Annotated in this window: 8 protein-coding genes; 5 read left to right on the top strand and 3 right to left on the bottom strand. The window is 71.6% G+C overall.

Annotation, left to right across the window (positions count from 1 at the left end):
- The first annotated feature begins 1 nt into the window (after position 1).
- From CRYAR_RS32715 to CRYAR_RS32695, 5 genes are all read left to right on the top strand, one after another.
- On the top strand, positions 2-3,280 hold the full coding sequence (locus CRYAR_RS32715) for an error-prone DNA polymerase (RefSeq protein WP_035857075.1): 3,279 nt from the start codon (positions 2-4) through the stop codon (positions 3,278-3,280).
- Positions 3,281-3,320: 40 nt separating this feature from the next.
- Entirely contained in the window at positions 3,321-4,028 is a 708-nt protein-coding gene (locus CRYAR_RS32710) for a class I SAM-dependent methyltransferase (protein WP_035857074.1), read from the top strand.
- Entirely contained in the window at positions 4,025-5,158 is a 1,134-nt protein-coding gene (locus CRYAR_RS32705; protein WP_035857073.1) for an alkaline phosphatase family protein, read from the top strand. The genes CRYAR_RS32710 and CRYAR_RS32705 overlap by 4 nt, the downstream gene beginning before the upstream one ends.
- Before the next feature lie 10 nt (positions 5,159-5,168).
- Positions 5,169-6,473, top strand: a complete 1,305-nt coding sequence (locus tag CRYAR_RS32700; RefSeq protein WP_051571250.1) for a DNA polymerase IV — start codon at positions 5,169-5,171, stop codon at positions 6,471-6,473.
- Positions 6,474-6,655: 182 nt separating this feature from the next.
- Positions 6,656-7,072 (top strand): DUF3040 domain-containing protein, encoded by a 417-nt coding sequence (locus CRYAR_RS32695; protein WP_035857072.1) that lies wholly within the window; start codon positions 6,656-6,658, stop codon positions 7,070-7,072.
- Between the two features lie 1,944 nt (positions 7,073-9,016).
- Here the strand turns inward: CRYAR_RS32695 and CRYAR_RS32685 are convergent.
- The 3 genes from CRYAR_RS32685 to CRYAR_RS32675 are packed head-to-tail and all read right to left on the bottom strand — an operon-like array spanning position 9,017 to position 13,700.
- Positions 9,017-11,344: a transglutaminase TgpA family protein gene (locus tag CRYAR_RS32685; protein WP_035857070.1), complete on the bottom strand. Its 2,328-nt coding sequence runs from the start codon at positions 11,342-11,344 to the stop codon at positions 9,017-9,019.
- Entirely contained in the window at positions 11,341-12,714 is a 1,374-nt protein-coding gene (locus CRYAR_RS32680; RefSeq protein WP_084702011.1) for a DUF58 domain-containing protein, read from the bottom strand. The genes CRYAR_RS32685 and CRYAR_RS32680 overlap by 4 nt, the downstream gene beginning before the upstream one ends.
- Complete coding sequence (locus tag CRYAR_RS32675) at positions 12,714-13,700, bottom strand: AAA family ATPase (RefSeq protein ID WP_051572304.1); 987 nt, start codon at positions 13,698-13,700, stop codon at positions 12,714-12,716. Before CRYAR_RS32675 ends, CRYAR_RS32680 begins: the two co-directional genes overlap by 1 nt.
- Positions 13,701-13,945: the final 245 nt, after the last annotated feature.

Here is a 13,945-nt window from a genome sequence, read left to right as displayed (position 1 = left end):
CATGGGATTCGACAACCCGGTACTGCCGTGGAAGGAGCTGGAGCGGGCGCTCTCCGGCGAGATCCCCGACGGCGGCGATGCGCCCGGCTGGTCACGCAAGCGTGCGGCGTACGAAGCTCCGGCGGCACCGAAGCCCCGCAGGACCATCCCGTACGCCGAGCTGCACTGCCACTCCAACTTCAGCTTCCTCGACGGCGCGAGCCACCCGGAGGAGCTGGTGGAGGAGGCCGTCCGGCTGGGCCTGACCGGCCTCGCGCTCACCGACCACGACGGGATGTACGGGGTCGTCCGGTTCGCCGAGGCGGCCGCCGCGCACGGCCTGGCCACGGTGTTCGGTGCCGAGCTGAGCCTGGGGCTGTCGGGGCCGCAGAACGGCGTCGCCGACCCGGAGGGTGAACATCTGCTGGTGCTCGCGCGCGACCCGGCCGGCTACCACGCGCTCTGTTCGGTGATGAGCGAGGCGCACCTGCGCGGGAAGGAGAAGGGAAAGCCGGTCTACCGGCTCGACGAGCTGGCCGACGCCGCCGACGGTCACTGGCTGATCCTCACCGGCTGCCGCAAGGGCGCGGTGCGCAGTGCCCGGGACCCGGGAGCGGCGCTGGCGCGACTCGTCGACCGCTTCGGGCGGGACAACGTCGTCGTCGAGCTCACCGACCACGGCAACCCGCTGGACTCCGAACACAACGACGTGCTGTTCGGGCTCGCGGCCGAGCACCGCCTGCGGTGCGTCGCGACGAACAACGTCCACTACGCCGCCCCGGCGCGGCGCAAGCTCGCCACCGCACTGGCCGCGGTGCGGGCCCGGCGCAGCCTGGACGAGATGGAGGGCTGGCTGCCGGCCGCCGCCACCGCGCACCTGCGGTCCGGCGCGGAGATGGCGCACCTGTTCGCGCGCTACCCGGGCGCGGTCGCGAACGCCGCCGTCATCGCGGCCGAGTGCGCGTTCGACCTGCAGCTGATCGCTCCGAAGCTGCCCGCATGCGAGGTGGGCCCCGGCCACACCGAGATGAGCTGGCTGCGCCACCTGACGTTCGAAGGCGCAAAGACCCGGTACGGCTCCCGCGCGGAGTTCCCGCACGCCTACGACCAGATCGAGCACGAGTTGGACGTCATCGAGCGGCTCGGCTTCCCCGGCTACTTCCTGATCGTCGAGTCGATCACCAGCTGGTGCAAACAGAACGACGTCTTCTGCCAGGGCCGGGGCTCGGCCGCGAACTCCGCGGTCTGTTACGCGCTGGGCATCACGAACGTCGACGCGGTGCAGTACGGGCTGCTGTTCGAGCGGTTCCTCGCGCCGGAGCGCGACGGGCCACCCGACATCGACCTCGACATCGAGTCCGGTCGCCGGGAGGAGGTCATCCAGCACGTCTACGAGAAGTACGGGCGCCGCCGGGCCGCTCAGGTCGCGAACGTGATCAGCTACCGCCCGAAATCGGCTATTCGTGACGTCGCCAAAGCCTTTGGCTTTTCCCCGGGGCAGCAGGACGCGTGGAGCAAGCAGCTGGAGCACTGGGGGAAGATCGGCGACGCCGAGATTCCGACGCCGGTCACCGAGATGGCCGAACAGCTGCTGCACTTCCCCCGCCACCTGGGCATCCACTCCGGTGGCATGGTGCTCTGCGACCGGCCGGTCACCGAGGTCTGCCCGGTGGAGTGGGCCCGGATGGAGAACCGCACGGTGCTGCAGTGGGACAAGGACGACTGCGCCAGCGCCGGCCTGGTCAAGTTCGACCTGCTCGGGCTGGGCATGCTCACCGCGCTGCACTACTGCCGCGACTTCGTGCGCGACTTCCACGGCGTCGACGTCGACCTGTTCCGGATTCCGCTCGACGACAAAGCGGTCTACGAGATGCTCTGCGAGGCCGACTCGGTCGGGGTGTTCCAGGTGGAGAGTCGCGCGCAGATGGCGACGCTGCCCCGGCTGAAGCCGCGCAAGTTCTACGACCTGGTCGTCGAGGTCGCGCTGATCCGGCCCGGCCCGATCCAGGGCGGCTCGGTCCACCCGTACATCCGGCGCCGGAACGGGCTGGAGAAGGCCCGGTACGCCCATCCGCTGCTGGAGAACTCGCTGAGCAAGACGCTCGGCGTCCCGCTGTTCCAGGAACAGCTGATGCAGATGGCGGTCGACGTGGCGGGGTTCAGCGCGGCCGAGGCCGACCAGCTGCGCCGGGCGATCGGCTCGAAGCGGTCACCGGAGCGGATGGACGCGCTGAAGGACCGGTTCTACGCCGGGATGGCCACGAACGGCATCACCGGTGAGCTGGCCGATCAGATCTTCGGTCAGCTCGCCGCGTTCGCGAACTTCGGCTTCCCGGAGAGCCACTCGATGAGCTTCGCCGCGCTGGTGCTCTACAGCTCCTGGTTCAAGCGGTACTACCCGGCCGCGTTCTGCGCCGCGCTGCTCGCGTCCCAGCCGATGGGGTTCTACTCACCGCAGTCCCTGGTCGCCGACGCGCGGCGGCACGGGGTCACGGTGCGGGGGCCGGACCTGAACCTGAGCCTTGAACAAGCGACCCTAGAAGGTATAAATCCCATCTTTTCTGGCTGGCCCTCACCCGGAGCCGCTCCCCGGCTGGACCACGCCGTGCGGCTGGGGCTGGCCGCGGTGCGCACGATCGGCGAGGATCTGGCCGCGCGGCTGGTCGCCGAGCGCGAGGCACACGGCCCGTACACCGACATGACGAACCTGACCCAGCGGGTCGCGCTCACCACCGCGCAGGTGGAGGCGCTGGCCACCGCCGGGGCGTTCGAGGGCTTCGGGCTCTCGCGGCGGGCCGCGCTCTGGGCCGCCGGTGCGGTGGCGCAGGGCCGGCCCGACCGGCTGGCCGGGATCGTGGTCGGGGTGGAGGCACCGATGCTGCCCGGGATGTCGGACGTGGAGGAAGCGGTCGCGGACGTGTGGGCGACCGGGGTGTCGCCGGACAGCTACCCGACCGAGTTCGTCCGGGAGCAGCTGGACGCCCGGGGTGTCGTGCCGATCGCGGCGTTGAAGGACCGGCCGGACGGGGCGCGGGTGCTCGTCGGGGGTGTGATCACGCATCGGCAGCGGCCGGCCACCGCGGGCGGGGTCACGTTCGTCAACCTCGAGGACGAGACCGGCATGCTCAACGTCGTCTGCACGCAGGGCTTTTGGACGCGGTACCGCCGGATCGCCCGGGGTTCGGCCGCGGTGCTGGTGCGCGGGCGGCTGCAGAACGTCGAGAAAGTGGTGGGGGTGACCGCCGAGACGATGGAGCCGCTGCCGCTGCGGGTGGCTACTTCGTCCCGGGATTTCCGCTGAGCATTAGGGTCTTTCTGAGGTCTATCTCGGAGGTGTCCCTGTGCCGCGTTCCCGCACGCACGCCGGTCCGCGTTACGCCGTGGTGTGGGCGGTGCTGAACGCGGAGCTCGACCGCCGCGGTCCCGCGCACGTCGTCGACGCCGGTGGTGGCACCGGAGGGTTCGCCGTGCCGCTGGCCCAGGCCGGCCACCGGGTCACGGTCGTCGACCCGAGCCCCGACGCGCTCGCCGCGCTGGCGCGCCGGGCCGCCGAGCGGGGCGTCGCCGACCGCATCACCGCCCACCAGGGCGACGCCGACGACCTGCCGGGCTTCATCGAGCCCGGCACCGCGGACGTGGTGCTGTGCCACAGCGTGCTGGAGGTCGTCGACGACCCGGCGCGCACCCTGGCCGCGGTGGCCGGCGTGCTACGCACCGGGGGCTGCGCGAGCGTGCTGGTCGCCAACCGGGTCGCCGCCGTGGTGGCCAGGGCGCTGTCCGGGCACTTCGCGTCGGCCCAGGAGGCGCTCTCCGGCGACCTCGAACCGCGCCGCTACGACCTGGACGCTCTCTCGACGCTGGTCACGAAGGCCGGGCTGGTACCGGAGCGCTGGCACGGCGTGCGCGTGCTCGCCGACCTGGTGCCCGGGGCGGTCGTCGACGTCGAACCGGACGCGGAGGAGGCGCTGGTGGCCCTGGAGCTCGCGCTCGCCGAGCGGCCGCCCTACCGCGACATCGCGACCCAGCTGCACGTGCTGGCCCGCCGGTGAGACCGGCCGCGCCCGCGTACGGTCAGCGGTCCGCGGCGGACCTGCTGCCGGCCGCGGTGCGTTCACTCGGCTTCCCCGGAGCCGACGAGGGGCTGCGCCTGCCCGCCGCCGACCGGGTGTGCGTCCTGATCGTCGACGGGCTGGGCTCGGCGCTGCTGCGGACGCACACCGCCGACGCGCCGTTCCTCGCGTCGCTGGACGGGGCGCCTCCGCTGACCGTGGGCTTCCCGTCCACGACCGCGACGAGCATGGCCGGCTACGGCACCGGGCTCCCACCGGGGGAGCACGGGATGTTCGGCTACCAGGTCCGGGATCCGTCGCGGAACGTCCTGCTGAACCTGCTGCGCTGGGACCGGGTCACGGTGCCGGAGGAGTGGCAGCCCCGGCCGACAGTGTTCGAGCGGGCGGCCGCGCTCGGGCTCCCCGGGTTCCACGTGGGCCCGGCCGCGTTCGCGCAGTCGCCGCTCACCCGGGCGGTCTGGCGGGGAGCGGAGTACCGTCCGGCCGACAGCCCGGGTGTGCTGATCGCGGAGACCGCCGCTGCGGTGGCCCAGGAGCCCCGCTCGCTGACCGTCGCCTATTACTCCAGCGTCGACCACGCGGGACACGTCCACGGCTCGCGGTCGGCAGCCTGGCGGCACGAGCTCGCGGTCGCCGACCGGATGGTCGAGCGGCTGGCCGGCGCGCTGCCGCCGGACGCCCTGCTGATCGTCGTCGGCGACCACGGGATGGTGGACCCGTCGGTCCGGATCGATCTGGACGCCGACCCGGCGCTGTCCGAGGGCGTGGCGCTGCTCGGCGGCGAGGCCAGGGCGCGGCACGTCTACACGGTGCCGGGGGCGTCCGACGACGTGCTGGCGGCCTGGACGTCGATCCTCGGGGACGCGGCGTGGGTCCTTTCCCGGGAGGCCGCGGTCGACGCGGGGTGGTTCGGCCCGACCGTGCGGCCGGAGCTGCTCGCGCGGCTCGGCGACGTGATCGTCGCCGCCGGACCCGACACCGCGCTGATCGCGACCGAGCGCGAACCCCGTGAGTCCCGCCTGGTCGGGCTGCACGGCTCGATCGCTCCCGCCGACCTGGAAGTGCCACTCCTGCTGGCGCGAGCCGGTTCTGTCGTAACCGGTCGTTAGGCTCCGGGACGTGGGTAGGAGCCAGTCGCTGCCCCGGGTCGGTCCCGGGGGCGGTGACGCTGACGACACCGGGTGCACGATCCTGCACGTCGACATGGACGCGTTCTTCGTGTCGGTCGAGGTCCAGCGGGATCCGTCGCTGCGTGGGCGGCCGGTCGTGGTCGGCGGCACCGGGCCGCGCGGGGTCGTGTCGTCGGCGAGCTACGAGGCCCGCGTGTTCGGCGTCCGCAGCGCGATGCCGACGGCCCGGGCGCGCCGGCTGTGCCCGCAGGCCGTCTACATCCAGCCCGAGCACGGCCGCTACGGCGAGGTCTCAGCCGCGGTGATGAGCATCTTCCGCGACGTCACGCCGCTGGTCGAGCCGCTCAGCCTGGACGAGGCGTTCCTCGACGTCGCGGGGGCCCGGCGGTTGCTCGGTTCGCCGGCGCGCATCGGGCAGTTGATCCGCGAGCGGGTGCACGACGAGCAACAGATCACCTGTTCGGTCGGGGTGGCCAGCACCAAGTTCATCGCGAAGCTGGCCTCCACCCGCTGCAAGCCCGACGGCCTGCTGGTCGTGCCGGCCGACGGCGCGCTGGAGTTCCTGCATCCGCTGCCGGTCGGCGCGCTCTGGGGCGTCGGGGACCGCACGGCCGAGCAGCTCGACCGGCTCGGTCTCAAGACAGTGGGCGATCTCGCGCAACTTTCCCCGGGTGTTCTGCGTCGTTCAGTAGGAGAGGCGCAAGCCGCGCATCTCCATGCGCTCGCCTGGGCGCGTGACCCGCGTTCGGTCGTGCCCGACACGGCGGACAAGTCGATCGGGGCAGAGGAGACGTTCGACGTCGACCAGACGGATAAGGACACCATCAACCGGGAACTACTCCGGCTGTCGGAGAAGACCGCGGCGCGCTTGCGCTCGTCCGGGCAAGTGGGGAGGACGGTCGTGATCAAAGTGCGATATGCCGACTTCTCCACCGTCAACCGGTCGCGGACGCTCCAGTCTCCCACCGATGGCACCCAAGAGATCTACGACACAGCGCGGCGATTGTATGTTGGTTTGTCGGCTGCCATGCCGATCCGACTGGTCGGTGTGCGTGTCGAAGGGCTCGGTGCGTCGTCGTCCGTCGCTCGGCAGCCGACCCTCGGCGAGCCGGACCGCGGCTGGACCGAGGCGGATCGGGCGGTGGACGCCGCGATCCGCCGGTTCGGAAGCGGAGCGGTTCGTCCGGCGGCGCTGGTGCGTCCGACGGATCGCGGGGAAAGAACTGGTCAGAAGGGCCCTAACCGGGTCCAAAAGGAGGAAAACGGGAGCCGTGATCGGGTATCGGAGCAGTGAAAACGAGCCTGTGACCGACGGCTGTCCGGTCCCCGACTACGAGCGTGGCCGTCTGTCTTTCCGACATCGCGCACCGCTCGTAAACTCATGGTCGGAAAGCCGCAACGGCCGTTCCACGGCGGTCGCCCATGTCCGGGCTTCCGGATCGGTTGGAGCGGCCCTGAAGAGCGGGGAGGAGTGCCGTGCCGCTCTCTGAGAACGAGCAAAGGCTGCTCGAGCAGATCGAGCGCGGTTTGCTCGCGGACGACCCTAAGTTCGCGGACAAGGTGCGCTCGACCGACCCTCGGCATCGCGCGGTCCGACGCGGTGCGCTCGCGGTCGCTCTGTTCCTCGTTGGTGTTGCGATCATGGTGTTCGGCCTGGTCAGCAAGATCGCTCCCGGGGGAGTGCCGCTGCTGGGGATTCTCGGTTTCGTGGTGATGTTCGGTGCCGCGGTACTGGGAGTCCAGTCCTACCTGTACACCGGTCGCGGCGAGCAGAAGCCACTGCACGCCGTCGGGAGTGAGCCCAAAGCTCGCAACCGCAGCCGGGGACATCGGTCGTCGCTTCTCGATCGGCTCGAGGAACGGTGGCGTCGTAGGGCCGACGAGGATCGTTGATCGAAGCGAACGGGGGAGCGCGGAGGTTCGGCTCTCCCCCGGGGTAGTACTCGCGCTGACCGGTTCCCCCGGTCAGCGCACGCGTCTCTCCTGACGCTGCCGTCACTCCGGCCGCTGCCTACCAGGCAGTGGCCGGGGTGTTTTCCATCACCTTGGGGCGGTGTCTGTGGGGGGTGGTTCGGGGTGGGGTGTGGGCGGGCTCAGCGTGCGTCGCGCCCGCTCGTGATCGTGCCTGGGACCGGATCGCGTTCGCGTTCGTGCTTAGCTCCGGGCCTGTGCCGCATGTGCGCCTGCCTTCGTGCCGCGCTTCTGGTCGTGCCGCGTTCCGGCTGTATCGCGCCTGGGTGGTGCTGGGCTCGCGCTGTGTGGCGCTGAGTTCGTGCGGTGCCGTGGGCCTGGGCCGTGTCGTGCTGGGTTCGGGCCATGTCGGGCTGGGTTCGCGCTGGGTCGTGCTGGGTTCGGGCTGGGTTCGGGCTGGGTTCGGGCTGGGTTCGGGCTGGGTTCGGGCTGGGTTCGGGCTGGGTCGTGCTGGGTCGTGCTGGGTTCGGGCCGTGTTGTGCCGTCGCGCCGGATGGTGCGGCTCTGGCTGGGGCGCGACCGGGTAGTGCGGTGCTCTTGGTGGTTCCGCCTACGGCTTGGTCGAGGTTTCGCCGTGGCGCGCCGTCATCCGGGTCGCGCGCCGGCCCGTGCCGCCCTCACGCTGAGCCGGCGCCGCACCCGTGCCCCACCGCACCGTGAAGCCACACAGCACGCACCTGCCCCAGCGCTTTCGCCACGCTTGCAGGCCGTAGTCGGCCTCTGCGTCGCGCCGGAGCGCTGTGCCAAACGGTGCCCCTGCGTCAGCCGGTGCTCTTTGGGTCAGCCGGTGCCCCTGTGCCAGTCGGTGCTCTGGGTCAGCCGGTGTCCTTGGGTCAGCCAGTGCCCTGGGTCATCCGATGCCCTGGGTCATCCGATGCCCTGGGTCATCCGATGCCCTTGGGTCAGCCAGTGCCCCTCTTGGGTCACGCCACCTTGCTGCACTTGTGACCGCAGCCCGCTCATGGTGCCCAGGGTGTACTTGGTCTTCGCTGTGCTCGCGGGTACTCGGACCGAGCCGTCCTTCTGGTGCACCCGGTATACGCGGCGCCCGCACCTCTCTCACTCCTTCCGCCGGTGGCGCGCTCGTTCTGTGCCTGACCACGCTGCGATCACGGCGTACCTAGCCTGCGCTGCGGTCACGGTATACATGTGTTCGCTGCGCTGAAAGGAGTCCGGGCCGTACTCGTGGCACACCCGGACCAGGCCGCGCTCATGGCGCGCCCGGTATGCGCCGTCCTCGTTCTCGCGGCTGAGATGATGTGCCGCGAGGTCGTGTCGGACCTGCCTCATGCCGCACTGCTGGATCGGCCACGATCCGCGTTCGTGCTGCTCCGATCCAGGCCTGATGCTGGGGCTCCGGTTCCGGCGTGCGCTGAGCGGGCGTAGGTCGCCATCCCAGCGCACTCAGTTCGGGCCACCCGTTGTAATGCGCGCAGAACGCCGTGCGGGCGCCGCCGGGCCAGCCCCAAGCCGCCTCGCACTCGCCTGCGCCGCACTGCTGCCTAGCACTGCTGCCCGGCATCGGGCCGCGCGGTCGCCCGGTCACCGCCGCCAATCCAACGCCGCCATTCAGGCACCGCCGGACTGGCCTCGCCATTCAGGCACCGCGTGCATGCGCCACCACTTCGGCACACCCTCGCCCTCGCGCTACGGCGTCGCCCTCGCGCTACGGCGTCGCCCTCGCGCTACGGCGTCGCCCTCGCGCTACGGCGTCGCCCTCGCGCTACGGCGTCGCCCTCGCGCTACGGCGTCGCTCTCGCGTCTGGGCCACGCCCTCGGGCCTCGCCCAATGCCGTCGATCCAACGCCCTCGCGGCTGTGTCCCGCCCTGCGCACGAGAACAGGCCCGCAGGCCCGCCCCCACCACCTACCGGCGAGCCTTAGCCGGAAGGGACAGCAAAGCTGACCGGGCCCTGGCCCGCGTCGAAGGCGGCAACAACTCCGCCAGCACCCGGCGCCCTCGGGGGGACCGCTGATGCAGGGCCGCCCGCACCGTCACGACCGCCTCCACCAACCCCGGCATCGCATGCACGCGTGCTGCGTACCGGGCCTGTTCCTCCGCGCTGGCGATCAACGTCAGTGCTCCCTGCGCCGACTCGTCCAGTCCGTCCGCACGGAGACGCGTCGACAGACCGCGGGGGGTTTCTGCCGTCTCCACCGGCTGGCCGTTCAGGTCGACCAGGGTGTCGACGACCTCGTCCCAGGCCGCGTGGGCGGCCGCGGTGGCGTCGCCGCTGCCGTTCATGACCGCGAAGCGCCGGGCGCGGACGTGACGGCGCAGCGAGCCCCAGAACACGCAGCCCAGGATCAGGCCCACCGGCAGTGCCGCCCAGCCGAGGTAGGGGACGACCTTCTCGTACCAGGCCTCGTCCTTGTCCTCGTCCTTCTTCTTCGCCGCGGCGATGGCGGCGGGGTCGCTCGGCTCCGGAGCCGCCGCTTCCTCGCTGGGCGCGGGGGCGGCCTGCTCCTGCTCGACCGGGGTCTGCTCGGTGGACGTACCCGGGTCGGACACGCCGCCGTCGACCCAGGACAGGTCGCCGGTGTTGCCGGCGCCGCTGGGCGGCGTCGGGTCGAACGGCACCCAGCCGATGCCCGGGAACATGATCTCGACCCAGGCGTGCGCGTCGTGGCTGGTGACCAGCCAGGATCCGCCCTGCTGGGTGCCGTACCCGAAGCCGATCGCCACCCGGGCGGGCAGCCCGGCGATCCGGGCCATGTACGCCATCGCCGACGCGTACTGCTCGCAGTAGCCGCGCCGGTTGTCGAGGAACGAGACGATCGCGCTCTCGCTGGTGCCGGCCGCGGTCTGCAGGTCGTACTCGAACCCGTTCTCTTTCGAGAAGAAGTTGTTGATCGCGACGGCCTTGTCGTACTCCGTCGACTTGCCGGCGACGATCTGGGCGACCTGCTGCTTGACGCTGGGGTCGGGGTCCTTGAGCTCGGTGTACCGCTTGACCGTGCTGTCACCCGGGTTGGGCTGCGCCGCGTCGCGGAGCAGGCCGGGGCTGTAGTTCACCCGCCGGGACTCGAAGCGGTACCGGAGGCCCTCGGTGGTGTCGACGGTGCTGAACACCGCCTCGGACCCGCGGTCGAACCGCCAGTCGCCGTCCACGTCGATCGACGACGGGTTCGAGTAGAGCGGCAGGTAGCGCGACTGGGTCAGCCCGAGGATCTCGATCGAGGTCTGCTGCGACAGCGTCGGGGTGCCGCCGCTGATGCCCGACACGTTCGGCACGCCCCGGCGGACCCTGGCCTCCTGCTTGGCGGTCATGTCGCGCAGCGTCCAGCCGCTGCCGGTGAACCGCTCGAGCGTGGCCAGCCGCAGGTAGAACGGTTGCTGATCGCTCGTGCGTACGCGCAGCAGGTTGACCGGGTCGTCCTGGGTGAGCTGCCCGCGGAGCTCGGTGACCGGGTTGATCGCGGTCACCGTGCGGCCGCTGCCGCTGCCCGGCAGGCCGTTCTCGAACAGCGAGTGCAGGCCCTCGGCGGAGAGCGCGGGCACCCCGGCCGGGATCAGCACGGCCAGCACGATGCCGAAGATCGCCAGCCGGCCGGCGACGAGCGACCCGCCGCCGGTGCGCGCGGGTTCCGCCCCCGCGGTGCCGGCGTGGAACGGACGCCCCCAGCGGCGGATCGTGGTGCCGTGTTCGGCCGCGAGCAGCCAGCAGAAGCCGCCGGCGCCGAGCGCGAACGGGAGCCAGCCGATGCCGTCACGGTCGACGGCGACCGGCACCGTGTACAGGCCCAGCAGCGGCAGGCCGGCCAGCGCGGCCCGGCCCAGCACCGATGCCAGCACGTCGACCAGGATCGCGACCAGGCCGACCCCGCCGACCGTCAGCAGCAGGATCCCGGGCCGCGCCGGCACCGGAGCCGCCAGTTCGGCGATGTCGGCGAACGCGTTGGAGACGTCGGCACGCAGGCCGACGATCGTCGCCGGCGTCGGGATGACGCCGAGGAAGCGGTCGTGGCCGAAGACGATCGTGGTGTAGAGCAGCACGGCGAGGGCACCGACCACCGGCTGCAGCCAGGACGGGGTGCGCAGCGCGCGGGCGCCGATACCGGCCAGCGTCACGACGACGACCCCGCCGCCCACCACCGGCAGCCACGACCAGCCTTCCAGCACGCCACGCAGCGAGGTGGCGCAGAGCAGGGTCGCGACGCCGGCGACCACCGAGACGTAGGTCCGTCGGTTCATCGAAGAACTCCAGATCCGGTCGACGACCAGTGCCCGTTCGGGGCCCCGTGCCCGTTCGGAGCACCGTGCCCGTTCGGAGCTCCACGGTCGTTCGAGGCGGCATCCGAGCCACCGCCCACCAACGAAGCCCCGCCACCGGCCGTTCCGGCCAGCGTCCACAGGCTGCTGATCCGTGCTCCCGGCTTCGCCGGAAGCACCTTCCACCCCGCGGCCGCGAGCCGGGCGACGTTCTCCTGATAGCGACGTTCGGCGTCGGACTTCGCCGCGCCCGGCAGCGACGCCCACGCGGTCGAGTCGACGAGCACCGCGATCGACGTGCCACCGGTGCGCGCGGCGGCCAGCCGGGAACACTCCTCCGGTGTGAGCAGGCCCACGACCGCCACCAGCAGCTGGTCGCGCTCGTGCTGCAGCCGGTCGAGTGCCATCCCCAGCGACTGGATGCGGCTCGCCTCGGCCTCGGCCAGGATCCCGAGGGCGATGTTCTCCCCGCTCTCCGGCCGCAGCTCCTGGTCGATACCGGCGTCGGTGACCAGGTGCAGGTCGAACCCGGCGCGCAGCAGATGACAGGTGATGCTGGCGGCCGACCCGATCGCCCACTCCAAGCTGGACGCCGGGCCGGTGCCGCGGTGGGCGCTGAACCGGGTGTCGACGAGCACGGTGCCGCGCGACTCCCGCGGCTGCTCCTCCCGCCGCACCATCAGCTCACCCGTGCGCGCGGTCGACTTCCAGTGCACCCGGCGCAGGTCGTCGCCGACCCGGTACTCCCGGGTGCTGGCCGCGTCCTCGCCGCGGGCGACCGTCGAGCGGGGCTGGTTCGGCGACATCCCGGACTGGTCGCCCTCCAGCGGGATCGACGCCAGCGGCGTCACCTGCGGAGTCACGATGATGCGTTCGGTGCGGGTGAACGAGCGGGTCAGCTCGCACAGGCCGAACGGGTCGGTGAGGCGGACGGTCAGCGGCCCGATCTCGTAGCGGCCGCGCACGTCGACCCGGATCGGGTACTCGACGCTGCTCCATTGCCGGCTCGCCAGCCGGTCGAGCACGAACCGGGGCGGTTCGCCCAGCGCCGGCGGCAGCTGCTCCTCGAGCAGCAGCACGCCGGTCGGGACCCGGGACAGGTTCTCCAGCCGGAGCGCGACCGAGGCGGGGTTGCCGGCCTGGATCCGGCCGGGATGGACCGCGCGCGTGCAGGACAGCCGGTAGCGGGTGCGCGCGACCGCGATCACGGCCAGGATCGGCAGCGCCGCCAGCAGCCCCGCGACCTGCAGCAACTCCCGCTCGCCGAGGACGAACGCGGAGACGGTCGCGGCCGCCGCGGCGGCCAGGAAACTCCGGCCCCGCGTCGTCAGCCCGCGTAGGGCGGCTCGGATCACCGCGTCCGACGCCCACCCCGGGCGTCCGGCACCGGCACCCGGGCGACGAGATCGGCCAGGATCACGTCCGCCGTCCGCCGGTTGAACACGGCCTCTTCGGTGGGGATCAGGCGGTGGGTGAGCACCGGCGCCGCCAGCCGTTGGATGTCGTCGGGGAGCACGTAGTCCCGGCCCTCGACCGCGGCGAACGCGCGGGCCGTGCGCAGCAGCTGCAGGCTGGCCCGCGGGCTCGCACCGAGCCGCAGGTCGGGGTTGTTGCGGGTGGCGCTCACCAGGTCGATGACGTACCACTTGACCGGCTCGGCCACGTGCACCCGCCGGACCGCCTCGATCAGCAGGCGGATCTCGTTGCCGTCGCACACCGGCCGCAGGCCGTCGAGCGGGTCCTGCTCGCCGTGGCCGTCGAGCATCGCGAGCTCGGAGCGGCGGTCGGGGTACCCCATCGCCAGGCGCGCGGTGAACCGGTCGCGCTGCGCCTCGGGCAGCGGGTAGGTGCCCGCCATCTGCGTCGGGTTCTGGGTGGCGACCACCATGAACGGGTTCTGCAGCGGATAGGTGATGCCGTCGACCGTCACCTGACGCTCTTCCATGCACTCGAGCAGCGCGGACTGCGCGTGCGGCGAGGCCCGGTTGATCTCGTCCCCGACGACCAGGTTCGCGAACACCGGCCCGGGCTTGAACTCGAACGACCGGTTCTCCGGGTTGTAGATGCTCACCCCGGTGACGTCGGAGGGCAGCAGGTCAGGGGTGAACTGGATCCGCCGTACCGATCCGTCGATCGACCGCGCGAGCGCCTTCGCGAGCTTCGTCTTTCCGACGCCGGGCACGTCCTCGATCAAGAGGTGGCCTTCGGCGAGGAGAACGGCGACCGCCAGCGAGATCGTCGACGTCTTGCCCTCGATCACCCGCTCGACGTTCGCGACGATGCGGTCGGTGACGAGTCGAACGCTCCCAAGGTCGACCGGGGGACCGTAGTTCTCCAGCGTGCCGTGCGTCGTCACCGACTGCCCTCTTCCTCGATCCGCCCAGCGCGGATCCACATATTTACCTGCACGTGCGAAAGGCCTGCGAAAGGCGGCGCGGAAGCGCGAGGCCCGGCGACTATTGTTCCAGGATCCGGCCCGACCGCCAGGCGATCGGCATTGCTCAACACATCCGTACCAGTGTGTGCCGTTTCGTCTCTCGCGTTATACGCGTCGGCGGCCGAATCGGCGGAGCGGTATAGTGC

This window comes from Cryptosporangium arvum DSM 44712, assembly GCF_000585375.1.
GTDB classification, from domain to species: Bacteria; Actinomycetota; Actinomycetes; order Mycobacteriales; family Cryptosporangiaceae; genus Cryptosporangium; species Cryptosporangium arvum.
Note: the sequence above shows the minus strand (reverse complement) of the source record. Positions and strands in the feature narration are given on the sequence as shown.